The following is a 23,401-nucleotide window of genomic DNA, read 5'->3' as shown; positions in this document are numbered from 1 at the left end:
ACCCCCGAATGGCGGGCTCCGGAACACATCTGACGGCCCCTGACCTCGGGCGGACCGGACCGGGGGCTAGCGTGACCGGATGCCGTACTTCGACACCGCGTCCGCCGCCCCCCTGCATCCCGTGGCCCGGCAGGCGTTGCAGGCCTCGCTCGACGAGGGCTGGGCCGACCCGGCCCGGCTGTACCGGGAGGGGCGGCGGGCCCGGCTGCTGTTGGACGCGGCGCGGGAGGCCGCGGCGGAGGCGGTGGGGTGCCGCCCCGACGAGCTGGTGTTCACCCCTTCGGGGACGCACGCGGTTCACACGGGCATCGCCGGGGTCCTCGCCGGGCGGCGGCGTGTCGGCGGGCGTCTGGTCGTATCGGCGGTCGAGCACAGTTCCGTTCTGCATGCGGCGGAGCTCCACCGGGCGGGTGGCGGGACGGTCACCGAGGTCGGCGTGGACCGCCTCGGCGCGGTCTCGGCCTCCGGGTACGCGCAGGCGGTGGGCCCCGCCACGGCGCTGGCCTGCCTCCAGTCGGCCAATCACGAGGTGGGCACCGTCCAGCCGGTGGCGGAGGTGGCCGAGGTCTGCGCGGCGGCCGGCGTGCCGTTGCTCGTGGACGCGGCGCAAACGCTGGGCTGGGGCCCGGTGGAGGGGGCGTGGTCGGCGCTGGCCGCCAGTGCGCACAAGTGGGGCGGACCGGCGGGGGTCGGCCTGCTGGCGGTGCGCAAGGGGGTCCGGTTCTCCCCCCAAGGCCCCGCCGACGAACGGGAGTCGGGCCGCTCCCCCGGTTTCGTCAACCTCCCGGCGGTCGTCGCGGCGGCGGCCTCGCTGCGTGCGGTGCGGGCCGAGGCGGACGCGGAGGCGGCGCGGCTGCGGGTACTGGTCGACCGGCTCCGGCGGCGGGTGGCCCGGCTGGTCCCGGACGTCGAGGTGGTGGGCGACCCGGACCGGCGGCTGCCGCACCTGGTCACCTTCTCCTGTCTCTACGTGGACGGGGAGACGCTGTTGCACGAGCTGGACCGGGCGGGCTACTCGGTCTCCTCCGGATCCTCCTGCACCAGCTCGACCCTGACGCCGTCGCACGTGCTGCGGGCGATGGGCGTGCTGTCGGAGGGGAACGTACGGGTGTCCCTGCCGGCCGGGACGACCGCGGCGGAGGTGAACGGGTTCCTGGAGGTGCTGCCGGGCGCGGTGGCCGGGGTGCGGGAGCAGCTGGGCGTCACGGAGCCGTCGGCGGTGCCGCCGGTCGCCGATGACCTGGAGCTGGACGCGCTCGGGCTGCGCTGTCCGCAGCCGGTGATCGAGCTGGCCCGGGCGATCGGGCAGGTGCCGGTCGGCGGTACCGTCACCGTCCTGTCGGACGACGAGGTGGCCCGGCTGGACATCCCGGCCTGGTGCGCGATGCGGGGCCACGCCTACCTCGGCGAAGCCCCCCGCCCGGCGGGCTCGGCGTACACGGTCCGCCGCCTGCGCTGACCGCGCGGGCCGCACCCCCCGGGGCCCCGCGCCTCGAACGCCGGCGGGGCCGACCCGGCCGGCGTTCGAGCTCCGGAGGTCAGGCCGCGAGGTGGGAGCGGACCTCGGCCGCGGCCTCTTCGCCGTAGGCCTTCGTGAAGCGCTCCATGAAGTGCGCACGGGCCAGGGTGTACTCCTGCGTGCCCAGCGTCTCGATGACCAGCGTCGCCAGCATGCAGCCCAGCTGCGCGGAACGCTCCAGGCCGACGCCCCAGCCCAGCCCGGTCAGGAAGCCCGCGCGGAACGCGTCGCCGACGCCCGTCGGGTCGACCTTCGCCGTCTCGTCGGGGCAGCCGACCAGCAGCGGCTCCTCGCCGACCCGCTCGATGCGCACGCCCTGCGAGCCCAGGGTGGTGACCCGGGTGCCGACCTTGGCGAGGATCTCCTCGTCGGTCCAGCCGGACTTCGACTCGATGAGGCCCTTCTCGTACTCGTTGGAGAAGAGGTACGTCGCACCCTCCATCAGGGTGCGGATGTTCTCGCCGTCCATCCGGGCGATCTGCTGCGAGAAGTCCGCGGCGAAGGGGATCCCGCGCGTGCGGCACTCCTCCGTGTGGCGGAGCATCGCCTCGGGGTCGTCGGCGCCGATGAGGACGAGGTCCAGCCCGCCCACCCGGTCGGCGACGGCCTTCAGCTCGATCTGCCGGGCCTCGCTCATCGCACCGGTGTAGAAGGAGCCGATCTGGTTGTGGTCGGCGTCCGTGGTGCAGACGAAGCGCGCGGTGTGCAGCACCTCGGAGATCCGGACGGACTCGGTGTCGACGCCGTGCCGGTCCAGCCAGGCGCGGTACTCGTCGAAGTCGGAGCCGGCCGCGCCGACCAGGATCGGGCGGGTGCCGAGCTGCCCCATGCCGAAGCAGATGTTCGGGCCGACCCCGCCCCGCCGGACGTCGAGGTTGTCGACGAGGAAGGAGAGCGAGACCGTGTGCAGCTGGTCCGCGACCAGCTGGTCGGCGAAGCGGCCCGGGAAGGTCATGAGGTGGTCGGTGGCGATGGAGCCGGTGACTGCGATGCGCACGGCGTGGATGCTCCTGCGGAGGATGGCTGGGGGGACATTCAAAACTACCCGGTCATCGGCATGTGGCCGACCTGCCGAAACTACCCCGTAGTAGCTCTTTCTTACCGCAGCGTGGCGTGCCTAACGTGCCCCCATGACCTACACCGATGGCTTCGGGTACGCCGACAACGCCGCCGACGCGCGGCCCGGCTTCGCACGACTCCTGGGCGACTGCGCCAGGATGGCCCCGCACTGGGCAGTCCCGGCGGACCCCCGTCCGGACCGGGTGGCGCCCTCGCAGATCCACGGGATCAGCGTCCCGCCGGCCTCGGCCCGCCTGATCGCCTCCACCGCCGAATACGGCGACTAGAAGGGGCGAACGGGCACCGCGGAACCGGATCGGCGTCTGTTCCGTCACACCGGCACCACGAAGAAGTGGGCCGGGACGGGAAAAGGAGCGATGCGGTGACCAGCGAACAACCCGACACCGACACACCCGACACATCACGCGCCACGCGGCGGCGGCCCGCCTGGGCCGTCGGCTCGATCGCCGCCGCCGTCCTGCTCGCCGGCGGCGGCACGGCGTACTGGGCGTCGACCGCCTACGGCGACGGCTCATCGGGCGGCAGTCGTACGGGTGACAGCGCGGCCTCCGCGCCCCGCGTCGCCACCGGCCCGTCGGGCCCCGGCATCGCCCCCGGCGAACCGGACCCGTCAGGCGGCCCGGTCACGTACAAGGCGGAGGTCAAGCTCCCGGAGGGTCCGGCCACCGCGCCCTCCTTCACGGCGGGCGGCGAGGTGGGCTCCGCCGAGGTGGCCCGGCTCGCGACGGCCCTCGGCATCTCCGGCGCCCCGCGGCTCACGGGCGACCTCTGGCAGGCCGGGGAGACCGCGGACGGCTCGGGCCCCCGGCTGACCGTGACCCGTACCGCGCCCGGTACCTGGAGCTTCTCCCGCTTCCAGGGGGACGGCGGCAACGGCAACGGCGCCGGGGACGACTGCGTGCGCGGCAAGGACACCTGCGGTCCGGCCACCCTCCCCCAGAGCGACCGGGGCAGCCAGGGCAACCCGGGCAGCCGGAGCGGCGCGGGCAAGAGCGGCAAGCCGGTGACCGAGGAGGCCGCCAAGGCCGCCGCGGCGCCCGTCCTCGCGGCGGCCGGCCAGAGCGGCGCCAAGCTGGACGCGCACCTCACCCAGGGCTCGCTCCGCGTGGTCAGCGCCGACCCGGTGATCGGCGGGCTGCCCACGGCGGGCTGGTCCACCAGGGTCAGCGTCGGCGCGGACTCCCGGGTGGTGGCGGGCAGCGGCGAGCTGAAGACGCCGGTACGGGCCGCCGAGCAGCCGGTGGTGGGTGCCGTCGAGGCACTGGCCCGGCTGAACGCGGCGTCGTCGGGCTCCGACGGGACGGGCCCCGGCCCCAGCGGCTGCGCGACCACCGTCCCGGTGTCCCCGGACACCCCGGTCGGAGCCACGGACACGCTGCCGTGCAACCCGGAGCCGCGCCCGATGAAGCCCCCGCGGACCGAGACCGTACGGGGGGCCGTGCTCGGGCTGGTCCCCGGGACGGTCGACGGGGCGCGCGGCCTGGTCCCGGCCTGGCTGTTCGAGGTGGCGGGCAAGAACGGCGGGCCCGGCCGCACGGTGACCCAGCCCGCGGCGGCCGACGACAGCGCCCCGACGCCCCCGAAGGGACGTACCGTGCCCGGATTCTCCTACGCGGAGGCCGACCGGAAGCTGACGGTGACGTTCTGGGGCGGCGTGTGCAGCACGTACGCGCTGGAGGCCCGCGAGGAGGCCGGATCCGTCATGGTCAAGATCACGGACACCCCGAACAAGCCGGACCAGGCCTGCATCATGCTCGCGCAGGAGATGTCGCTGACCGCCACGCTCCGGGAGCCGCTCGGCGACCGGAAGGTGGTCGACGCGACGACGGGCAAGGCGCTGCCCCGGCAGTAGCCGCCCGGCACCCGCCGGCACCCGCACATGCGCGAGGGGGCCACCGGTCGAATCCGACCGGTGGCCCCCTCGCGTGGTCCTACAGGCTTAGCTGAAGGAGTCGCCGCAGGCGCAGGAGCCCGTGGCGTTCGGGTTGTCGATCGTGAAGCCCTGCTTCTCGATGGTGTCGACGAAGTCGATCGAGGCACCGTGGAGGTACGGGGAGCTCATGCGGTCCGTGACGACCTTGACGCCGTCGAAGTCCTTCACGACGTCGCCGTCGAGGGAACGCTCGTCGAAGAAGAGCTGGTAGCGCAGGCCGGAGCAACCGCCGGGCTGGACGGCGACGCGCAGCGCCAGGTCCTCGCGGCCTTCCTGCTCCAGCAGGGTCCTGACCTTCTCGGCGGCGGCGTCGGACAGGAGGATGCCGTCGCTCACAGTGGTCTTTTCGTCCTGTACGGACATCTGCATTCACTCCCGAAGTGGGCGGCTCCCCGCGCGGCGGCAGGGAAACGTCGGACTCTTGCCGTCGGTGGCAACGAGCGGGACCGCGGATTCATTCCGGGACCCGACGCTTGTTTCAGATATTCATGCTCGCACACCCTCGCGGACGGGTGGTCCCGCGGACGAGCGGCTCGTGCGGCGCTGGGGCGCGCGGGCGAATTCGTCACATGGACACTATCGGCATCGTCAAAGTGACGTGAAGCGGTTATGATAGATAGCGTCAAATAGACGAGAAGTCGACGCGATGTCTCCCAGAAGTCCCTTGTCGCAGAACAGAAAGGGTGCGTGTCGTGACCACCGCCCAGCCTTTGGACGTCCAGCCGACGCCCCTTGCCCTGCTGCTGCTCGGCCGTGAGGCCGACCCCAAGAGCGAGCGCGGGGTGGAGTGCCCCGGCGACCTGCCCTCGCCGTCGGACCCGAACCTCGTGGCGCGCGCCCGCGCGGCCAAGGAGAAGCTCGGGGACAAGGTCTTCATCCTCGGCCACCACTACCAGCGCGACGAGGTCATCGAGTTCGCCGACGTCACCGGTGACTCGTTCAAGCTGGCCAAGGACGCGGCCGCCAAGCCGGAGGCCGAGTACATCGTCTTCTGCGGCGTGCACTTCATGGCCGAGTCCGCGGACATCCTGACCTCCGACGACCAGAAGGTCGTCCTGCCCGACCTCGCGGCCGGCTGCTCGATGGCCGACATGGCCACCGCCGAGCAGGTCGCCGAGTGCTGGGACGTGCTGACGGACGCCGGCATCGCCGGTACGACGGTCCCCGTCTCGTACATGAACTCCTCCGCCGACATCAAGGCCTTCACGGGCAAGCACGGCGGCACGATCTGCACCTCGTCCAACGCGAAGAAGGCCCTGGAGTGGGCCTTCGAGCAGGGCGAGAAGATCCTGTTCCTCCCGGACCAGCACCTGGGCCGCAACACCGCCGTCCGCGACATGGGCATGTCCCTGGACGACTGCGTGCTCTACAACCCGCACAAGCCGAACGGCGGCCTGACCGTCGAGCAGCTGCGGAACGCCAAGATGATCCTGTGGCGCGGGCACTGCTCGGTGCACGGGCGCTTCTCGGTCGACTCGGTCAACGACGTGCGCGCCCGGATCCCCGGTGTGAACGTCCTCGTCCACCCCGAGTGCAAGCACGAGGTCGTGGCTGCCGCGGACTACGTCGGCTCGACGGAGTACATCATCAAGGCGCTGGAGGCGGCCCCGGCCGGCTCCAAGTGGGCCATCGGCACCGAGCTGAACCTCGTCCGCCGCCTGGCGAATCGATTCGCCGCCGAGGACAAGGAAGTCGTCTTCCTCGACAAGACGGTCTGCTTCTGCTCGACGATGAACCGCATCGACCTCCCGCACCTCGTGTGGACCCTGGAGTCGCTGGCCGAGGGCAACCTCGTCAACCAGATCCAGGTCGACAAGGAGACCGAGAGCTTCGCGAAGCTCGCGCTGGAGCGGATGCTCGCCCTGCCGTAGCACTCGTACGCGGGTACGCGGATACGCGGATACGCATGCACGCACCAAGGGGCGCCCGGCAGCAGCCGGGCGCCCCTTCGCTCTGCCGGTGGGTCAGACCTTGACCGGGTCCTGTTCCGCCGGCTGCGACGGGACCACCGTGAGGCGGGCCCGCTTCTTCTCGCGGCGGCGCTCCTTGCGGAGCTCGACCATCGTGTAGAGCGTCGGCACCAGGAGCAGCGTCAGCAGGGTGGAGCTGATCAGGCCGCCGATGACCACGACCGCGAGCGGCTGAGAGATGAAGCCGCCCTCGCCCGTCACGCCGAGCGCCATGGGCAGCAGCGCGAAGATCGTCGCCAGGGCCGTCATCAGGATCGGGCGCAGCCGGTGCCGGCCGCCCTCGATGACCGCCTCCACGACGCCCAGGCCCTGGGCGCGGTACTGGTTGACCAGGTCGATCAGGACGATCGCGTTGGTCACCACGATGCCGATGAGCATCAGCATGCCGATCATCGCCGGGACGCCCATCGGGGTGCCGGTGGCGATGAGCAGGCCCAGCGCGCCGGTCGCCGCGAACGGGATGGAGACCAGCAGGATCAGCGGCTGGACCAGCGAGCGGAAGGTCGCGACCAGCAGCATGAACACGATCGCAATGGCCGCGAGCATGGCCAGGCCCAGCGAGCTCTGGGCCTCGGACTGGTCCGAGGAGACACCGCCGATGGTGGCCGTGGCCCCCTCGGGCAGGTCCAGCGCCTTGATCTTCGTCTGGAGCGCGCCGCTGACGGCGCCGGTGTTGTCACCGGTCGGCCGCGCGGTGATGGTCGCGGCGCGGGCACCGTCGATCCGGGTCATCGCGACGGGGCCCGGGACCTCCTCGACCTCGGCGATGTCGCCGAGCCTCACGGGGCCGACGGGCAGCTCCCGCAGCTGCGCCAGGGTGGTGGCCGGCTGCGCGGACCTGATGACGATGTCCCGCTCGGTGTCGTCGAGCACGGCCTTGCCCGCCGGGTTGCCCCGTACGGCCTGGGCCACGATCGCGCCGAGCGCCGCCTGGTTCAGGCCCGCGTCGGCGGCCTTGGCGTTGGCGGTCACCGAGATCCGGGGCACGGACTGGGACAGGTCGCTCTGGACGTCGGTGACGTCCTTCAGCTCCGCGACCTCGGCGCGGACCTGTTCGGCGGCCTTGGCGAGGACCTCGCCGTCACCGGCCTTGACGACCACGCTGAGGTTCTGGCTGCCGAAGCCGTCGCCCGCGGCGATGGTCGTGTCGCCGATGCCGTCGAGCTTGGCCAGCTCGGCCTCGATGTGCTTCTTCACCGCATCCGCATCGCCCGCATCCTTCAGGCCGACCTGGTACGAGGCCTGGTTGGAGCCCGTGCCGCCGCCGAAGGCGGCCATGAAGCCGGAGGAGCCGACGGTGACCTGGTAGCTCTTGACGCCCTCGGTGGAGGCCAGCACCTTCTCGACCTTGCGGCTCGCCTCGTCGGAGGCCGCGAGCGAGGTGCCGGGGGCCAGCTGCTGCTTGACCGTCAGTACCTCCTGCTCGCCCTGGTCGAAGAAGTTGGTCTTCAGCAGCGGGGTCATCCCGAAGGTGCCGAAGAGCACGGCGACCGCGATACCCACGCTGGTCAGGCGGCGCCGGGTGGCGAAGCCGAGGACCCGTACGTAGGCCAGCTGGAGCCTGCTGCGGGCCTCCTTCTCCTCGGCCTCGCGCCGGGCCCTGCCGGGATCGGCCGCCGCGCCCTGCGGCGTCCGCAGGAACCAGTACGAGAGCACCGGCACGACCGTCAGCGAGACGATCAGCGAGGCCAGCAGGGCCGCCGTGACGGTGATCGAGAAGGGCGAGAAGAGCTCGCCGATCATGCCGCCGACGAGCCCGATGGGCAGGAAGACCGCGACGGTGGTGAGCGTGGAGGAGGTGACCGCGCCCGCGACCTCCTTGACCGCGGTGATGATGGCGGCCTCGCGCTCCTCGCCGTAGCCGAGGTGGCGCTTGATGTTCTCCAGGACCACGATCGAGTCGTCGACGACCCGGCCGACGGCGATGGTGAGCGCGCCGAGCGTCAGCATGTTCAGCGACAGGTCGCGCGTCCACAGCACGATCAGCGCGAGGACGACGGACAGCGGGATGGAGACCGCGGTGACCAGGGTCGAGCGCACCGAGCCGAGGAAGACCAGGATCACGATCACCGCGAAGAGCAGGCCGAGCATGCCCTCGGTGGTGAGGCTGGAGATGGACTTGGCGACGGCCGGGCCCTGGTCGCTGACCACGGTCAGCTCGGCGCCGGAGCCGAGGGTGGAACGCAGTCCGGGCAGCTTGTCCTTGACGGCGTCCGAGATCGCCACGGCGCTGCCGTCCTTGTCCATGGTGAGGACGAGGGAGAGGCTGGGCTTGCCGTTGGTACGGGTGATCGAGTCGGCCTTCGCGGACTCCTGCTTGACCGCGGCCACGTCACCGAGGCGGACGGCCGGCCTGCCGGGGCCGGGGCTCAGCCGCAGGTCCTCCAGCTGGGCGAGCGAGGTGAAGCCGGAACCGACGCGCACGGTGCGGTTCTTGCCCGCCTCGTCGAAGGAGCCGGCGGGGACGGTCGCGCCGCCCGCCTGGAGGCCCTGGGCGAGCGAGGCGCCGTCCAGGCCCGCGGCCGCGAGCCCGGCCTCGTCCGGGGTGACGGTGACCTGGAGGTCCTGCACGCCGTTGACGCTGACCTGGCCGACGCCCGCGATGTCCTCCAGGACGGGGACGACGGAGCGGTCGAGCTGGTCGGCGAGGGCCTGCTGGTCCTTGTCGGAGGTGACCGCCAGGACGACGGTCGGCATGTCGTCGGTGGAACCGGCCACCACCTGCGGGTCCACGTCGGCGGGCAGCCGGACGCGGGCCCGGTTGACGGCCTGCTGGACGTCGGCGACGAGCTGCTTGGTGCCGCTGTCGCCGTAGTCGAAGGTCGCCATGATGAGGGCGTTGCCCTCACTGGCGGTGGAGGTGATGCCGGTGATGCCGTCCACGCCCTTGAGCGTGTCCTCGATCGGTTCGACGACCTGCTTCTCCACCACGTCGGGCGAGGCGCCCTGGTACGGCGCGAGCACGGACACCATCGGCAGTTCGATGGACGGCAGCAGCTGCTGCTTGAGCTGCGGGATGGCTATGGCGCCGAAGAGGAGCGCGACGAGCGACACGAGGCCGATCAACGCCCTTTGGGCCAGGCTGAATCGGGACAGCCGGAACATGGGTATGGGGATCTCTCTGCAGTGGCGTACTCGCGGGCACTTCAGCCTTCCGCACCCCGCGGGGCCGCCACGTCGCTCCCAGGTCCCGTCCTTATGTGCGGCATACCGCGTCCGCAGTACGCCGTCGTACTGCGCGCCCGCGCCGCCGCCGCGGCCTCACTCGGCGCGCGGCCGGACCAGTCCCGATTCGTACGCGATGACCACCAATTGCGCCCGGTCGCGGGCGCCGAGCTTGGCCATCGCCCGGTTCACGTGCGTCTTGACGGTGAGCGGGCTGACCTCCAGCCGTCCCGCGATCCCGTCGTTCGAGAGCCCCGCGGCCACGTGTACGAGGACCTCGCGCTCCCGGACGGTCAGCGCGGCGAGCCGCTCGGCGTGCACCGCGGCGGGCGCGGCGGGGCCGGCGCCGCCGCCCTGGGCGAGGAAGGTGGCGATGAGCCCCTTGGTGGCGGCCGGGGAGAGCAGCGCCTCCCCGGCGGCGGCGACCCGGATGGCGTTGAGCAGTTCCTCGGGCTCGGCGCCCTTGCCGAGGAACCCGGAGGCGCCGGCCCGCAGCGAGGAGGCGACGTACTCGTCTACCTCGAAGGTCGTCAGCATCACCACGCGCACGTCGGCCAGTTCGGGATCGGCGGTGATCAGCCGGGTGGCGGCGAGCCCGTCGGTGCCCGGCATCCGGATGTCCATGAGGACCACGTCGGGGCGCGTCTCGCGCGCGGCGGCGAAGGCCTGCGCTCCGTCGGAGGCCTCCCCGACCACTTCCATGTCGGGCTCGGAGTCGACGAGCACCTTGAACGCGCTGCGCAGCAGCGCCTGGTCGTCGGCGAGCAGCACCCTGATGGGTCTGGGCGTCGGGGTCTCTTCCACGCCCCGACCCTACGCGCTCCCCCGCGCCGCTAACCCAGGGCCAGGACCACCAGGACGGCGGTGGCCGCGACCTCGGCCAGTGCTCCGAAGACGTCCCCCGTGACCCCGTCGAAGCGGCGCACGCACCGGCGCAGCAGCAGTTCCGCGACCAGCAGGGCCACGAGGACCGCGGCCGTGTGCCGGCCGGCGGCCGGCAGGCCGAGCGGGAGCGCGGCCACGGCCGCCAGGAGTACGACGAGCCCCGCGACCTCGGCGGCGGCCCGGCGCGGGACCACGCCGGCGACCGCCGCGCCCAGGCCCTCGGGGCGGGCCGCCGGAACCCCGTCGCGGGAGGCCAGGGTCATGGCGAGCCGGGCGGTGACGGCGGCGACCACGGTGGCCAGGGCCCCGCGGAACCAGCCGTCGGCGTACGCGTTCGACAGGGCGGCGACCTGGATCAGCAGGGCGAACAGCAGGGTGACCACGCCGAAGGGCCCGATGTCGGACTGCTTCATGATGCGCAGCGCCTCGTCGGCCGGTTTGGCGCTGCCCAGGCCGTCCGCGGTGTCCGCGAGGCCGTCCAGGTGCAGGCCCCGGGTCAGGGCCGCCGGGACGGCGACGGTGACGGCCGCGGCGAGCAGCGGGCCGCCGTCGAGGAGCAGCAGGAGCACCCCGGGCAGGGCGGCGAGCAGCCCGACGACCAGCCCGGCGACCGGCGCGCAGGCCATGCCGGTACGGGCGGCCGGGCGGTCCCAACGGGTGATGCGGGCGGGCAGGACGGTGAGCGTGCCGAAGGCGAAGCACAGCCCGTCGCGCAGCGAGGCGCGGTCCGGGGGCGGTGTCTGCGGCGGACCGTCGTAGGAATCAGTCATCGGCGCGAACGCTACCTGCTCACACAGAGCGGTAAATTACCCATTACGTGCCAAATGGGGAGCTCGTGTGATGGGTCACTGGTGGTATCGGAACATCGTCGAGCCCGGGAAGCTGCCGCTCCTGCTCGCCTTGCTCGCATTCGTGACGTCATTCCTGGTCACGCGCGTGATCACGCGGCTGATCCGGGCCGGGAAGGGGCCGTTCAAGAACGTCACCCCGGGCGGTCTGCACGTCCACCACGTGGTGCCCGGCGTGATCCTGGTGATCATCGGCGGGTTCGGTGCGGTCGGCAGCGGTCAGCACAGTTTCGGCGCGGGGCTCTCCGCCGTGATCTTCGGGCTGGGGGCCGGTCTGGTGCTGGACGAGTTCGCGCTGATCCTGCACCTGGACGACGTCTACTGGAGCGAACAGGGCCGCAAGAGCGTGGAGATCGTGGTCCTCACGGCCGCGCTGGTCGCGCTGGTACTGGGCGGCTTCCTGCCCTTCGGGGTCAATGACCTGAGCGCCGAGGAGCGGCACAGCCGCGGGCTCGTCGTCATAAACACCGCGACCAACTTCTTCCTGGCCCTGATCGCGCTGTGGAAGGGCAAGGCGCGCACGGCCTTCTTCGGCACGGTCGTGCCGTTCGTGGCGCTGATCGGCGCGGTCCGCCTGGCCAGACCCGGTTCCCCGTACGCGAAGCGGTTCTACGCGAACCGCCCGCGGGCCCGCGCCAAGGCCGGGCTGCGGGCCTTCCACCACGACCGCCGCTGGGCGGCGCCGCGCCGGAGGTTCGAGAACTTCATCGGCGGGACCCCCGACCCGGAGCGGGTGCCCGTCGCCGGCGAGAAGCCCCCCGGGAGCTGACCGCGGGGCCCCGACCGGCCCGAGGCCGCGCGGCGACCGGCCGGGCAGGCGCCCCGGCCGGTCGTGGCGAGCGGCGGCTCAGCCCGGGATCAGGCCGTCGTCGCTGAGCATCTCCTTGACCTCGTCGAGCGAGGCGTCGGGCCCGGGCAGGATCAGCTCGGACGGCTCCAGCGCTTCGTCGGGAAGGGGCTCGCCGAGCCGCCGTACCGCTTCGAGCAGCTCGCCCAGCGTGCGCCGGAAGCCCTCCTCGTCACCGCTCTCCATCTCCGCGAGCAGTTCGTCGTCCAGCTTGTTGAGCTCGGCGAGGTGGCCGTCGGCCAACTCCACCTGACCTTCCCCCATGATGCGGACAATCATGACGGGCCCCGTCCTACTGCTTGTCGAACCGGTGCTGGCTCTGCGACGGCTGGGCGGTGCCGGGTGCGCCGCCCTCGATGGCCTGCTGCTGGGCGGAGGGGCCGCCCGCCAGCTCGGCCTTCATGCGCTGGAGTTCGAGCTCCACGTCCGTGCCGCCGGAGAGGCGGTCGAGCTCGGCCTGGATGTCGTCCTTGGAGCCGAGGCCGCTCTGGTCGTCGAGCGCGCCGGAGGCCAGCAGCTCGTCGATCGCGCCGGCGCGGGCCTGCAACTGCGCGGTCTTGTCCTCGGCCCGCTGGATGGCCAGGCCGACGTCGCTCATCTCCTCGGAGATGCCCGAGAAGGACTCCGCGATCCGGGTCTGGGCCTGGGCCGCGGTGTAGGTGGCCTTGATGGTCTCCTTCTTCGTGCGGAAGGCGTCCACCTTGGCCTGCAGGCGCTGCGCGGCGAGGGTGAGCTTCTCCTCCTCGCCCTGCAGCGTCTGGTGCTGCACCTCCAGGTCGCTGACCTGCTGCTGGAGCGAGGCGCGGCGGGACAGGGCCTCGCGGGCCAGGTCCTCGCGTCCCAGGGCGAGGGCCTTGCGGCCCTGGTCCTCCAGCTTGGAGGACTGGCCCTGGAGCTGGTTCAGCTGCAGTTCCAGGCGCTTGCGGGAGGTCGCCACATCGGCGACGCCGCGGCGCACCTTCTGAAGCAGCTCCAGCTGCTTCTGGTACGAGTAGTCAAGGGTCTCGCGCGGGTCCTCGGCCCGGTCAAGGGCCTTGTTCGCCTTCGCGCGGAAGATCATCCCCATACGCTTCATGACACCGCTCATGGGCTTCGCGCGCCCCCTTCTGACGGACTTCGCTCCAGGTCACCAACAGAACCCACAGTACGGGCCCTGTCTCCATTACCGCACTGTTCGAGGACGGATGCGCTCCTCCTCCAGGACGACTACGCACCGTCCGTATCAGGCGTAAGGAGTAGGTGCTTCCCCGACGGGCGGGAACGCCCGACACAGGGAAGACGCCCGCCGTTGCCGGATCGTTCCCCGCCGGGGTGGGGCCCGTGCCCGCAACCACGTACCCTTGGGTTTTGTGTTTGGTAGCCGCTCCTCCAAGGAAGAGAAGGCCGCCGCCGCCGACAAGGTGAGCGCCGACCTCTCGCAGCCCCGTGACCCGCAGGCCCCGAAGGGCCGCCCGACGCCGAAGCGTGCTGTGGCCCAGTCGCAGCGCAAGGCCGTCGTGGCATCGACCGGCAATCGCAAGGAGGATGCCAAGCGAGCCCGCGAGCGCCGCCGCGAAGAGATGGCGAAGCAGCGCGAGGCACTCGCCAATGGCGACGAGCGTTATCTGCCCGCCCGCGACAAGGGCCCCGTACGCCGGTTCGTCCGCGACTTCGTGGACTCCCGCTTCTCCGTGGCCGAGATGTTCCTGCCGCTGGCCGTGGTCATCCTGGTGCTCAGCATGGTCCGCGTGCAGTCGATCCAGTCCATCGCGCTGATGCTGTGGCTCGGCGTGATCGTCCTGATCATCCTGGACTCCATCGGCCTGGTGTTCCGCCTCCGCAAGGCGCTCGCCGAGCGCTTCCCGGACGAGCGGCGCCGCGGAGCCGTCGCCTACGGCCTGATGCGCACCCTCCAGATGCGCCGGCTTCGTCTCCCGAAGCCGCAGGTCAAGCGCGGGGAACGGCCCTGAGCCGAGGGACGCCCGGAGCGTCGGGGGAAGGCTTTTCGGGGGGAGCCCGGCTGTGGCTCGAGGGCCTCGGCGGACTGCGCAACGCCGTCCGCCAGGAACTCGTGGGCCGGCAGGTCGAGGAACAGATCGCACACCGCTTCCCGGTCGGGCAGCGGCTGCGCGTCCTCGACGTGGGCATGGGCCAGGGCACGCAAGCGCTGCGCCTGGCCCGCGCCGGGCACAAGGTGACGGGTCTCGAACAGGACCCGGGCATGCTCGAAGTCGCCCGTGAGGCGCTGGCGGGCGAACCGGCCGGCATCCGCGACCGCGTCCGCCTGATGGAGGGCGACGGCCGCGAGACCGGAGCCCATTTCCTGCCGGGCAGTTTCGACGTGGTGCTGTGCCACGGAGTGCTGATGTACGTGCCCGAGCCGGACGCCATGCTCGCCGGGCTGGCCCGGATGCTGGCCCCCGGCGGCCTGCTGTCCCTCCTGGTGCGCAACGGCGACGCGCTCGCCATGCGGCCGGGCATGGGCGGCGACTGGCCGGCCGCGCTGGCCGCCTTCGACACCGTCGACTACACGAACCGGCTGGGCCTTGACGTACGGGCCGACCGGCTGTCCGGGCTGACGGCCACGCTGTCCGGGATCGGCGCCCCGCTCCAGGCCTGGTACGGCGTACGCGTCTTCACCGACGGCACCGAGGCCGGCGAGCAGCTGCCCCCGGACGACGAGCTGGAGCGCCTGCTCGCCGCCGAGGAGCGCGCGGGCCGGACCGACCCGTACCGCGGTGTCGCGGCCCTGCTGCACCTGTGCGGCGTCCGGGGCTGACCCGGACCGGGGCGCGGACGTGCGGAAGCCCGGACCCCGAGGGGGCCCGGGCTTCGCCGTAGGAACCTCAGGCGTCCGCAGGAACCTCAGGCGTCCAGGGCCGCGCGCAGGCTCATCGTGTAGAGCTCGACGCCGCTGTCGTCGGACAGCTTCACCTGCTCGGCACCGCCCTCCAGCAGGTCCTTCCAGTACTCACCGATCCAGGACTCGGCGTCGCCCTGCGTGGTGAACTCCTCCGGTACCACCGACGGGGTCGTCTCGCTGCCATCGGCCGTCTCGAACCGCCACGTCCACGCCATGTCCGCCTCCGTTGCTCGTCAGCTGCTCGCACGCTTCTCACTCGAAGTCTGCCCGCAGAGTAACCGGGCGCGCACCACTCTCGGGGACGCGGGAGGATCATCCTGTGGAACTCACTCTGCTCGGCACCGGCACACCCGAAGGACTGCCCCGCCCCGGCTGTCCCTGCGCGGCCTGCGCGGTCTCCGTCGGGACCCGGTCCCGCGCCGCGACGTCCGTCCTCGTCGACGGGGCGCTGCTGCTCGACCTGACCCCGGGGGCGGTGCTGGCGGGTGCCCGTGCGGGGCATTCGCTGGCCGGCGTACGGCAGGTCCTGCTGACCCACCCGCACGACGGTCCGCCGGTGGAGCTGCCGCCGGGGCTGCCGGCCGCCGGGCGGGTGCCGGACGGCCGGGAGCTGTCGGTGATCTCCGGGCACCGGGTGCGGGCGGTGCCGATGGACGCGCCGGGCACCGGGTACGAGGTGACGGGCCCGGACGGCAGCCGGCTGCTGTACCTGCCGCCCGGCGGGGCGCCGGGCGGAACCAACGGGCTGGTCGGGCAGCGCCCGTACGACATGGTCCTCGCGGACGTGCAGGGCCGGCCGGAGGCGCTGGCGCGGCTGCGGGCGAGCGGCGCGATCGGCCCGGCCACCGACGTGATCGCCGTGCACCTGGACCACGACACCCCGCCGGGAGCCGAGTCGGAGCGCCGCTGCGCGGCGGCGGGGGCCCGTACGGTGCCGGACGGCACCACGGTGCTGGTCGGCGCCTACCACCCGGGGCCGGACGTGCCGCGCCGGACCCTGGTGCTGGGCGGGGCCCGCTCGGGGAAGTCGTACGAGGCCGAGCGGCGGCTGGACTCCTTCCCCGAGGTGGTCTACGCCGCCACGAGCGGCACCCGCGACGGGGACCCGGAGTGGGACCGGCGGATCGGCCTGCACCGGGAGCGGCGGCCGGGCGCCTGGCGGACGGTGGAGACCTGCGAACTGGTGCCCCTGCTGGCGGACTCCGCGGGGCCGCCGCTGCTCATCGACTGCCTGGCGCTGTGGCTGACGGACGCGATGGACCGGGCCGGGGCCTGGGACGACGCGGTCTGGGCGGAACGCGGCCGCAAGGAGCTGGCCGAGCGCACCGCCTCGCTCGTCGCGGCGGTACGGGCGACCCGGCGGACGGTGGTGCTGGTGAGCAACGAGGTGGGGGCGGGAGTGGTCCCGGCGACCGCGTCGGGCCGGCGCTTCCGCGACGAGCTGGGCCGACTGAACGCGGCCGTCGCCGCCGAGTGCGAGCACGTCCTGCTGCTGGTGGCCGGACAGGCGGTGGTCCTGAAGGACTGACCCCGCGGGGCGCTCGATCGGCTCGGCCCGACAGGCGCGGGGCCGGGCTTGGGGAGGGCCTTACCGGCTGTACGCTCTGGCAGATGACCACGCTGAATCTCGACGACTTCTCCGATCTGATCGAGCGCCCCGACGGGGGCGTCCGTCGTGATGCCGAGGAACGCCGTGAGCGGCTGGCCGTGCCGACCGGGGCGTTGGGGCGGCTCGACGAACTCGCGGAGTGGCTCGCCGCCGCGCAGGGGCAGGTGCCGGTGAAGCCGGTCGAGCGGCCCCGCGTCGTACTGTTCGCCGCCGACCACGGCGTTGCCTCGCTGGGCGTTTCCGCCCGGCCCGCCGGCAGCGCGCACGAACTGGTCCGGGGCGTGCTCGACGGGACCAGCGCCGTCGCCATCCTGGCCGGGCGGTTCGGCGCCACCATACGGATCGTCGACGCCGGACTGGACTGCGACCCGGAGCTGCTCCCCGAGGACATCACCCGCCACCGCGTCCGGCGCGGCAGCGGGCGCACCGACATCGAGGACGCGCTGACGGCCGAGGAGGCCGAGGCCGCGCTGCGGCTCGGGATGCGGATCGCCGACGAGGAGGCCGACTCCGGTACGGATCTCGTCGTCCTGGGGGACCTCAGCGTCGGCGGGACCACCGTCGCGGCGACGCTGGTGGCCGCCCTGTGCGGAACGGACGCCTCCGTCGTCACCGGCCGCGGCGGTGCGCCCATCGACGACCTGGCCTGGATGCGCAAGTGCGCGGCGATCCGCGACTCGCTGCGCCGGGCCCGCCCCGTACTCGGCGACCAGGTCGCCCTGCTCGCGGCGGTCGGCGGGGCCGACCTGGCGGCGATCACCGGCTTCCTGCTCCAGTGCGCTGTGCGCCGTACGCCGGTCATCCTCGACGGGATCGTCTCGGCGGCCTGCGGACTGGTGGCCCAGCGGGCCGCGTTCCGGGCCCCGGACTGGTGGCTGGCCGGACAGGCCAGCGGCGAACCGGGCCAGGCGAAGGCCCTGGACCGGATGGCACTCAACCCCGTGCTCGACCACGGCGTCACTGTGGGAGAAGGAACCGGGGCATTGCTGGCACTTCCCCTGGTCCAGGCGGCCGCCGCACTCGCGGCGGAACTCCCGGAGCGGGCGGCGGCGGACGAGCCGGCGGAATGAGCCATCGGGGCCCGCGACCCTGACCAGGCCGTGGCCCCCCGGACCGGGCTCCCGGACTCCGTCCGGGGGACACCGGCATGGACGGGCGGCGCCCCATATCATCGCTTTTCATGGGAGAGGTCCGTTTGACCAGCGTAGAGACCGACCGGAAGACCGACCGCGGAACCGGCGGGGTACCGAGCGGCAGGAGAGAGACCGGCGGCGACGCCGGCAAGGCGGGGGGCGGCCGGGAGACCGGCGGGGGAAGCGCCCGGTCGAAGCGCGGCGCCGCGTTCGCGGTCTGGTACCTGCGCGCCGTCACGTTCGTCAACTTCCTCAGCGCGGTGTGGGTGTCGCTCGGACAGGACCTGCGCAGCCACAACACCGGTGACTTCTACACCCCGTACCTGCTCGCGCCCGGCTTCGCCCCCGGACTGTTCTCGCTGCTGCTCGCGGTCACCATGCGCCGCCGCAAGCGCGCCGCCTGGGTCCTGAACACGGTGCTGAGCGGGATCACGCTCGCCGTGTTCGTGTACGCCTTCTGCAACCCGGACTACCCGGAGATGCGGGAGCACGCGCAGAACTGGGTCTCGCTCGGCATGACCGCCGCCTTCTTCGGCGCCCTGCTGCTGGGCCGCCGGGAGTTCTACGCCAAGGGCGACCGCTCCAACCCGGCGCTCGCCACCGCCGTCGCCTCCATCGGCCTGCTGGTCACCTCGCTGACCGCGGCCCTGCTCGTCGGGGCCTCGAACATCGACCCCAACCGCGCCGAGGCCACCTTCCTGGCCCGCTGGCGGTACGGCGTGATGCGGCTGATCACCCTCGCCCCCGACGAGAAGATCAGCAGCACGATCACCACGCCCGGCTGGGTGGACGTCTTCATCAACGTCATGTCGACGCTGCTGCTGATCGCCGTGCTGTTCGCGGCCTTCCGCTCGCGGCGCGCCGTGGACCCGATCACCGAGGACGACGAGGACCGGCTGCGGGCGCTGCTCGCCAAGCAGGGCGACCGCGATTCGCTCGGCTACTTCGCGCTGCGCCGCGAGAAGTCCGTCATCTGGTCCCCCACCGGCAAGGCCGCGGTCACCTACCGCGTCGTCGGCGGGGTCTCGCTGGCCTCCGGCGACCCGATCGGCGACCCCGAGGCCTGGCCCGGCGCCATCGAGCCGTGGCTGGCCGAGGCCCGCGAGCACGGCTGGGTGCCGGCCGTGATGGGCGCGAGCGAGGAGGCCGGGCAGATCTACGCCCGGCACGGCCTGGACGCGCTGGAACTCGGCGACGAGGCGATCGTGGAGACCGCGGAGTTCACCCTGGAGGGCCGCGCCATGCGGACCGTCCGCCAGGCGTACAACCGCGTCAAGCGCGCCGGCTACACGGTCCGCATCCGCCGGCACGCCGACATCCCGCCCGAGGAGATGGACGTACTCCTCAAGCGGGCCGACGACTGGCGCGACGGCGCGACCGAGCGCGGCTTCTCGATGGCGCTGGGCCGACTGGGCGATCCCGGCGACGGCCAGTGCGTGATGCTGGAGTGCACCGACGGCAAGGGCGATCTGCGGGCCGTGCTGTCCTTCGTGCCGTGGGGACCCAAGGGTCTGTCGCTCGACCTGATGCGCCGTGACCGGGACTCCGAGAACGGCCTGATGGAGTTCATGGTCATCGAACTCCTGGAGCGCTCCAAGGAGATCGGCGTCACACAGGTCTCACTCAACTTCGCGATGTTCCGTTCCGTCTTCGAACGTGGGTCGAAGCTCGGTGCCGGTCCGGTGCTGCGGATGTGGCGCTCGCTGCTGAGCTTCTTCTCGCGCTGGTGGCAGATCGAGTCCCTCTACCGGGCCAACGCCAAATACCGGCCGATCTGGGAACCGCGGTTCATGCTCTTCGAGAAGAGTTCGGACCTGCTGCGGATCGGTATCGCGGCGGGCCGGGCCGAGGGCTTCCTGGAGGCACCCGGCCTGCCGAAATGGATGCACCGCAGACATCTGGAGAGCAAGCGTTGACCACTGCCTCACTGCGGCGGTTCGCCCGCCGCGAGTGGGGGCCCCTGTTCTGGACCGTCCGGGACGCGCTCGTCCACGAGAAGTGGCGGGCGATCCCGATGACTCTCGGCGCGGTCTGCCTGACTTCGGTCTTCCAGATCGTGCAGAACACGTCATGGGGCTTCCAGCCGGTCCAGAACCTCGGGTCGGTCAAAGCCGCCGACCCGCTCTGGCTGGCCCTGCTGCGGACCCCCCTGTCGCTGTTCGTGCCGGCGCTCGACCTGCCGGTCTGGGGGGCGCTCGCGCAGATCCTGCTCGTCTTCGGCATCTCGGAGATCTGCATCGGCTGGTGGCGCACCCTGCTGATCGGCTACGTCGCCACCCTCGCCGGGACGACGTACGCGCGGATCGGGCTCTCTCTCGGACCCGACCACCCCTTCGGCCTGCCGGTGTCGGACAGGATCGTCAACGACACCGGGCCCTCGGCGGCGGTCGTGGGCCTCGCGATCTACGTGTGCTGGCGGTACCGGGCCTACCTGACCGGGGCCGTCGTGATCGTGGTGATGATCGGCGAGCTGCTGTTCAAGGACAATCTGGCGGGCAAGGAGCACCTGGCCGCCATCGCCGCGGTCATGGCGGTCTGCGTCGTCCGCGCCAAATGGGGCCCCGCGCGCTCCCGCACCCCGCTGGGCCGGCGGCCCCCGCCCGCGACCGCCCCGCTGCCGCCGCCTCGGCGGGACTGAGCCCGTCCGCGGGGCCGTACCGTATCCGGGTGACGACACACCTCGGGCCGCTGGCCCCCACGCGGCAGTGGCTGCGGGCCCATCCGCTCGCCACCGACGCCGTGCTCGCGCTCGGGGCGCTCGTCTCCATGGTCGTCGGCTCCTTCGCCGACCCGCACGGGCCGCACGGGCCGACCTTCGGCACCCGGACCCCCGAGCCGTTCTCCCTCCTGCTGATGGTGCTGGGCGCGGCGGCCCTGGCCTTCCGGCGCCGGCGGCCGCGCACCGTGCTCGCCGTCACCTGCGCGCTGTCGCTGGCGGAGCTGACCACCGGCGAGCCGCGGGCGCCCGTCGCCATGTGCACCGTGATCGCCCTGTACACGGTGGCCGCCCGCACCGACCGCCCCACCACCTGGCGGATCGGCCTGCTCACGATGGCCGGGCTGACCGGCGTGGCCATGCTGGCCGGACCCCTGCCCTGGTACGCGCAGGAGAACATCGGGATCTTCGCCTGGACCGGCATGGCCGCGGCCGCCGGGGACGCGGTGCGCAGCCGGCGGGCGTTCGTCGACGCCATCCGGGAGCGGGCCGAGCGCGCCGAGCGGACCCGGGAGGAGGAGGCCCGGCGGCGGGTCGCCGAGGAGCGGCTGCGCATCGCGCGGGACCTGCACGACGTGGTGGCCCATCACATCGCCCTGGTCAACGTCCAGGCGGGCGTGGCCGCGCACGTCATGGACAAGCGCCCGGACCAGGCCAAGGAGGCCCTGGCCCACGTACGGGACGCCAGCCGCTCGGCGCTGAACGAGCTGCGCGCGACCGTCGGGCTGCTGCGCCAGTCCGGCGATCCGGAGGCGCCGACGGAACCCGCGCCGGGGCTGGCCGTGCTGGACGAGCTGGTGGACACCTTCCTGCACGCGGGACTGCCGGTGCAGGTCATCGTCCAACTGGGCCGGGGGCGCGATCCGCTGCCCGCCGCCGTGGACCTGGCGGCGTACCGGGTGATCCAGGAGGCGCTGACCAACGTGCGCAAGCACGCGGGGCCGGGGGCCCGCGCCGAGGTGAGCGTGGTCCGGGTCGGGGGGTCGGTGGAGGTGACCGTGCTGGACGACGGCGGCACCGGCGCGGACCCCTCGCCGGAGGACCCGGGCGAGGACGAGGGCGGCGGCCACGGCCTGCTGGGCATGCGCGAGCGGGCCGGCGCCCTGGGCGGCTCCTGTTTCGCCGGGCCCCGGTACGGGGGCGGCTACCGGGTGCACGCCATCCTGCCGGTGGCCTGAGCTCCCTAGGGCCTGTCGTCAAACTCCCGTCGTCGCCCGAAGGGCGGCCCCGCGGCGTCTGGTGCGTGCTCTCGGCGTGCCGGGCGGAAGCCCGCGTACTGGACCGTACTCGGGCTTTCGCCCGGTGCGGCGAGAGCGCGTGCCAGGCGTCGCGGGGCAGGCGGGAGTTTGACGACAGGCCCTAGGGTCTGGCGGGGCAGACCTGCCGCCAGACACCCAGCTCGGCCTTCTTCTGCAGCGAGCTGAGCCGTCCCGCCTGCGAGCGGGCGCACCACTGCCCGATCCGGTTCGCGTACTCCACGTGGAAGACGGCCTTACCGGCCTTGACGAACGGGTCGAGCAGCCCGCATTCGTCGTGGTCCATGCACTCCTCGTTGACCGCGAAGTCGAAGTCGCCCACCAGCTCCGGGATCTGGCCGAGGTCGTTCTTCAGCCCGACCGCCAGGCCCCGGTCGTGGGCGAGCTTCGCGATCAGGCGGTTGTAGCGCAGCTGGTCGTCGGCGGTGAGCGGGAAGCCGGACTTGTTGGCGTAGCCGTCCATGTTGTCGGGCTCGACGGCGTCGAAGCCCTTGTCCCGGCACATGTCGATGCGCCTGGCCATCAGCGGCTCCAGCTCCGCGAGCCGCCGGATGTCCAGCCAGCGCTCGCCCTCCCAGCCGTTGCCCTCGCCGAGCATCGAGGTGGGGAAGTCGGCGGCGTCCGGGCGGAAGTCCTCCCAGGCCCCGGTGGAGAGGTAGCAGATGGTCCTGCGGTCGGCCCGCTTCAGCGTGTCGACCTGCTCCTTGGTGGTGTTGAACCCGTCGACGTCGTAGACGGCCGCCTTCACCGAGGTGTCGAGCTTCCCGGTGAGCTGCCACTGCCAGCTGACGCCGGGCCTGGGCTGCCAGCGCTCGCCGGGCGCCGGAGCGGGCGACACGTCGTCCGGCCCGTCGTCGTCGGACTCCCCTGCGGTGCAGGCCGCGAGGAGCAGGAGCGGTACGAGGAGCAGCAGTCGGCTGCGGGAGGACGGGCGTTTCATCCGGTGGCCTCCAGGGCGTACGGGAGGGTCCCCCACGGGTGTGCGCCGGTCCCGGGGACCGCGCAGTGCACGCCCGCGCGCCGCTGCTCGGCGAGTTCGGCGGTCGGGGCGCCCGGCGGGACGGCGTAGACGAGGTGGCAGAACCGCTGGGCGGGGTGGTCGGCGGTCCAGGGGGGCACGGCCGCGTCCCGGTAGGCGTCCCAGGGCCCCTCGAAGGTGACGAGCAGGTCGGCGAGTTCGGCGTACCCGGGGTGGGGGTGGACCCCGTGGTTGAGGACGAGGGTACGGGCCCCGGCGGCCCGGGCGGCGACGGCGAGCCGGTTGTAGTGGGGCAGGCTCCGGGAGTCGGAGGAGACCTGGTCGAGGAAGGCCCCGTCGGCGCCGTACCAGTCGCGGTGGCGCAGCAGGTCCTGGACGACGGCCGCGTGCGGGCGGCGCCCGTAGTCGGTGTCGGCGTACCCCAGGACGGGCACCCCGGCCTCGCGCAGTCGCGCCGCGACGGCGGCGAACCTTTCGTCGGGGGCCCGGCCCGGCCCGCTGTCGGGGTTGAGCACGACCGAGTGCAGCCGGCCCGCGGAGCGGATGAGCCGCTCCCAGGCCTCGGGCTGGTCGGCGGGGTGCTCGTAGAGGGGCACCAGCAGCATGTGGTCCTTCTTCG

The 23,401-nt window shown here is 72.7% G+C and carries 22 protein-coding genes; 12 read left to right on the top strand and 10 right to left on the bottom strand.

The window, feature by feature from the left end; all coding sequences use genetic code 11:
- Positions 1-79 precede the first annotated feature (79 nt).
- A complete protein-coding gene (locus tag AB0M99_RS05235; RefSeq protein ID WP_365917297.1) occupies positions 80-1,459 on the top strand; it encodes an aminotransferase class V-fold PLP-dependent enzyme in 1,380 nt (459 codons plus the stop codon).
- Between the two features lie 79 nt (positions 1,460-1,538).
- Here AB0M99_RS05235 and AB0M99_RS05230 read toward each other — a convergent pair whose 3' ends face one another.
- Complete coding sequence (locus AB0M99_RS05230; RefSeq protein ID WP_365917296.1) at positions 1,539-2,516, bottom strand: carbohydrate kinase family protein; 978 nt, start codon at positions 2,514-2,516, stop codon at positions 1,539-1,541.
- A gap of 133 nt (positions 2,517-2,649) precedes the next feature.
- Between AB0M99_RS05230 and AB0M99_RS05225 the strand changes: the two genes are divergently transcribed.
- Together AB0M99_RS05225 and AB0M99_RS05220 are read left to right on the top strand one after the other, a co-directional pair.
- Positions 2,650-2,865, top strand: coding sequence for a hypothetical protein (locus AB0M99_RS05225; RefSeq protein ID WP_365917295.1), 216 nt, complete (start codon positions 2,650-2,652; stop codon positions 2,863-2,865).
- 95 nt (positions 2,866-2,960) lie between these two features.
- A complete protein-coding gene (locus AB0M99_RS05220) occupies positions 2,961-4,451 on the top strand; it encodes a hypothetical protein (RefSeq protein ID WP_365917294.1) in 1,491 nt (496 codons plus the stop codon).
- Positions 4,452-4,538: 87 nt separating this feature from the next.
- Here the strand turns inward: AB0M99_RS05220 and erpA are convergent, their stop codons facing one another.
- Positions 4,539-4,895 carry an iron-sulfur cluster insertion protein ErpA gene (erpA, locus tag AB0M99_RS05215; protein WP_214949940.1) on the bottom strand — a complete coding sequence of 119 codons (357 nt, stop codon included), beginning with the start codon at positions 4,893-4,895 and terminating at the stop codon, positions 4,539-4,541.
- A 320-nt stretch (positions 4,896-5,215) separates the two neighbouring features.
- Between erpA and nadA the strand changes: the two genes are divergently transcribed.
- Positions 5,216-6,403 (top strand): quinolinate synthase NadA, encoded by a 1,188-nt coding sequence (gene nadA, locus AB0M99_RS05210; RefSeq protein ID WP_327735092.1) that lies wholly within the window; start codon positions 5,216-5,218, stop codon positions 6,401-6,403.
- 93 nt (positions 6,404-6,496) lie between these two features.
- Here the strand turns inward: nadA and AB0M99_RS05205 are convergent, their stop codons facing one another.
- From AB0M99_RS05205 to AB0M99_RS05195, 3 genes are all read right to left on the bottom strand, one after another.
- Entirely contained in the window at positions 6,497-9,607 is a 3,111-nt protein-coding gene (locus tag AB0M99_RS05205) for an efflux RND transporter permease subunit (protein ID WP_365917293.1), read from the bottom strand.
- A 156-nt stretch (positions 9,608-9,763) separates the two neighbouring features.
- Positions 9,764-10,471 carry a response regulator transcription factor gene (locus AB0M99_RS05200; RefSeq protein ID WP_365917292.1) on the bottom strand — a complete coding sequence of 236 codons (708 nt, stop codon included), beginning with the start codon at positions 10,469-10,471 and terminating at the stop codon, positions 9,764-9,766.
- A gap of 29 nt (positions 10,472-10,500) precedes the next feature.
- Positions 10,501-11,322, bottom strand: coding sequence for an adenosylcobinamide-GDP ribazoletransferase (locus tag AB0M99_RS05195; protein WP_365917291.1), 822 nt, complete (start codon positions 11,320-11,322; stop codon positions 10,501-10,503).
- 70 nt (positions 11,323-11,392) lie between these two features.
- On the opposite strand from AB0M99_RS05195, the gene AB0M99_RS05190 reads away from it, so the two are divergent.
- Complete coding sequence (locus AB0M99_RS05190) at positions 11,393-12,169, top strand: hypothetical protein (RefSeq protein WP_365917290.1); 777 nt, start codon at positions 11,393-11,395, stop codon at positions 12,167-12,169.
- Between the two features lie 78 nt (positions 12,170-12,247).
- Here AB0M99_RS05190 and AB0M99_RS05185 read toward each other — a convergent pair whose 3' ends face one another.
- Both AB0M99_RS05185 and AB0M99_RS05180 read right to left on the bottom strand, forming a co-directional pair.
- Positions 12,248-12,526 (bottom strand): hypothetical protein, encoded by a 279-nt coding sequence (locus tag AB0M99_RS05185; protein WP_365917289.1) that lies wholly within the window; start codon positions 12,524-12,526, stop codon positions 12,248-12,250.
- Between the two features lie 13 nt (positions 12,527-12,539).
- A complete protein-coding gene (locus AB0M99_RS05180) occupies positions 12,540-13,334 on the bottom strand; it encodes a PspA/IM30 family protein (protein WP_365917288.1) in 795 nt (264 codons plus the stop codon).
- 253 nt (positions 13,335-13,587) lie between these two features.
- Between AB0M99_RS05180 and AB0M99_RS05175 the strand changes: the two genes are divergently transcribed.
- Together AB0M99_RS05175 and AB0M99_RS05170 are read left to right on the top strand one after the other, a co-directional pair.
- The gene (locus AB0M99_RS05175; RefSeq protein WP_365917287.1) at positions 13,588-14,196 is read left to right on the top strand and encodes a DUF3043 domain-containing protein; all 609 of its coding nucleotides are present in this window, start codon (positions 13,588-13,590) and stop codon (positions 14,194-14,196) included.
- A gap of 101 nt (positions 14,197-14,297) precedes the next feature.
- Positions 14,298-15,005, top strand: coding sequence for a methyltransferase domain-containing protein (locus tag AB0M99_RS05170; protein WP_365917286.1), 708 nt, complete (start codon positions 14,298-14,300; stop codon positions 15,003-15,005).
- 86 nt (positions 15,006-15,091) lie between these two features.
- Here the strand turns inward: AB0M99_RS05170 and AB0M99_RS05165 are convergent, their stop codons facing one another.
- Positions 15,092-15,304: a hypothetical protein gene (locus tag AB0M99_RS05165; protein WP_365917285.1), complete on the bottom strand. Its 213-nt coding sequence runs from the start codon at positions 15,302-15,304 to the stop codon at positions 15,092-15,094.
- 104 nt (positions 15,305-15,408) lie between these two features.
- On the opposite strand from AB0M99_RS05165, the gene AB0M99_RS05160 reads away from it, so the two are divergent.
- The 5 genes from AB0M99_RS05160 to AB0M99_RS05140 all read left to right on the top strand — a co-directional run bounded on the left by AB0M99_RS05160 (position 15,409) and on the right by AB0M99_RS05140 (position 21,725).
- Positions 15,409-16,617 carry a bifunctional adenosylcobinamide kinase/adenosylcobinamide-phosphate guanylyltransferase gene (locus AB0M99_RS05160; protein WP_365917284.1) on the top strand — a complete coding sequence of 403 codons (1,209 nt, stop codon included), beginning with the start codon at positions 15,409-15,411 and terminating at the stop codon, positions 16,615-16,617.
- Between the two features lie 83 nt (positions 16,618-16,700).
- The gene (gene cobT, locus AB0M99_RS05155) at positions 16,701-17,768 is read left to right on the top strand and encodes a nicotinate-nucleotide--dimethylbenzimidazole phosphoribosyltransferase (RefSeq protein ID WP_365917283.1); all 1,068 of its coding nucleotides are present in this window, start codon (positions 16,701-16,703) and stop codon (positions 17,766-17,768) included.
- A 110-nt stretch (positions 17,769-17,878) separates the two neighbouring features.
- Positions 17,879-19,747: a phosphatidylglycerol lysyltransferase domain-containing protein gene (locus tag AB0M99_RS05150; protein WP_365917282.1), complete on the top strand. Its 1,869-nt coding sequence runs from the start codon at positions 17,879-17,881 to the stop codon at positions 19,745-19,747.
- The gene (locus AB0M99_RS05145; protein ID WP_365917281.1) at positions 19,744-20,469 is read left to right on the top strand and encodes a hypothetical protein; all 726 of its coding nucleotides are present in this window, start codon (positions 19,744-19,746) and stop codon (positions 20,467-20,469) included. Before AB0M99_RS05150 ends, AB0M99_RS05145 begins: the two co-directional genes overlap by 4 nt.
- A 29-nt stretch (positions 20,470-20,498) precedes the next feature.
- Positions 20,499-21,725, top strand: coding sequence for a histidine kinase (locus AB0M99_RS05140; protein ID WP_365917280.1), 1,227 nt, complete (start codon positions 20,499-20,501; stop codon positions 21,723-21,725).
- Positions 21,726-21,906: 181 nt separating this feature from the next.
- On the opposite strand, the gene AB0M99_RS05135 is transcribed toward AB0M99_RS05140, so the two are convergent.
- Complete coding sequence (locus tag AB0M99_RS05135) at positions 21,907-22,743, bottom strand: endo alpha-1,4 polygalactosaminidase (protein WP_365917279.1); 837 nt, start codon at positions 22,741-22,743, stop codon at positions 21,907-21,909.
- Positions 22,740-23,387: a spherulation-specific family 4 protein gene (locus AB0M99_RS05130; RefSeq protein ID WP_365917278.1), complete on the bottom strand. Its 648-nt coding sequence runs from the start codon at positions 23,385-23,387 to the stop codon at positions 22,740-22,742. The genes AB0M99_RS05135 and AB0M99_RS05130 overlap by 4 nt, the downstream gene beginning before the upstream one ends.
- Positions 23,388-23,401 lie beyond the last annotated feature (14 nt).

The sequence above is a fragment of the Streptomyces sp. NPDC051183 genome (assembly GCF_040682455.1).
In the GTDB taxonomy this organism is placed as follows: Bacteria; Actinomycetota; Actinomycetes; order Streptomycetales; family Streptomycetaceae; genus Streptomyces.
This window is presented reverse-complemented; position numbering and strand designations above follow the sequence as displayed.

What these genes read in the sequence shown, in the direction of transcription:
- AB0M99_RS05235 (WP_365917297.1), top strand. Translation starts at nt 80, where the DNA reads ATGCCGTACTTCGACACCGCGTCCGCCGCCCCCCTGCATCCCGTGGCC.
- AB0M99_RS05225 (WP_365917295.1), top strand. Translation starts at nt 2,650, where the DNA reads ATGACCTACACCGATGGCTTCGGGTACGCCGACAACGCCGCCGACGCG.
- erpA (WP_214949940.1), bottom strand. Translation starts at nt 4,895, where the DNA reads ATGTCCGTACAGGACGAAAAGACCACTGTGAGCGACGGCATCCTCCTG.
- AB0M99_RS05205 (WP_365917293.1), bottom strand. Translation starts at nt 9,607, where the DNA reads ATGTTCCGGCTGTCCCGATTCAGCCTGGCCCAAAGGGCGTTGATCGGC.
- AB0M99_RS05195 (WP_365917291.1), bottom strand. Translation starts at nt 11,322, where the DNA reads ATGACTGATTCCTACGACGGTCCGCCGCAGACACCGCCCCCGGACCGC.
- AB0M99_RS05190 (WP_365917290.1), top strand. Translation starts at nt 11,393, where the DNA reads ATGGGTCACTGGTGGTATCGGAACATCGTCGAGCCCGGGAAGCTGCCG.
- AB0M99_RS05185 (WP_365917289.1), bottom strand. Translation starts at nt 12,526, where the DNA reads ATGATTGTCCGCATCATGGGGGAAGGTCAGGTGGAGTTGGCCGACGGC.
- AB0M99_RS05180 (WP_365917288.1), bottom strand. Translation starts at nt 13,334, where the DNA reads ATGAGCGGTGTCATGAAGCGTATGGGGATGATCTTCCGCGCGAAGGCG.
- AB0M99_RS05165 (WP_365917285.1), bottom strand. Translation starts at nt 15,304, where the DNA reads ATGGCGTGGACGTGGCGGTTCGAGACGGCCGATGGCAGCGAGACGACC.
- cobT (WP_365917283.1), top strand. Translation starts at nt 16,701, where the DNA reads ATGACCACGCTGAATCTCGACGACTTCTCCGATCTGATCGAGCGCCCC.
- AB0M99_RS05150 (WP_365917282.1), top strand. Translation starts at nt 17,879, where the DNA reads ATGGGAGAGGTCCGTTTGACCAGCGTAGAGACCGACCGGAAGACCGAC.
- AB0M99_RS05135 (WP_365917279.1), bottom strand. Translation starts at nt 22,743, where the DNA reads ATGAAACGCCCGTCCTCCCGCAGCCGACTGCTGCTCCTCGTACCGCTC.
- AB0M99_RS05130 (WP_365917278.1), bottom strand. Translation starts at nt 23,387, where the DNA reads ATGCTGCTGGTGCCCCTCTACGAGCACCCCGCCGACCAGCCCGAGGCC.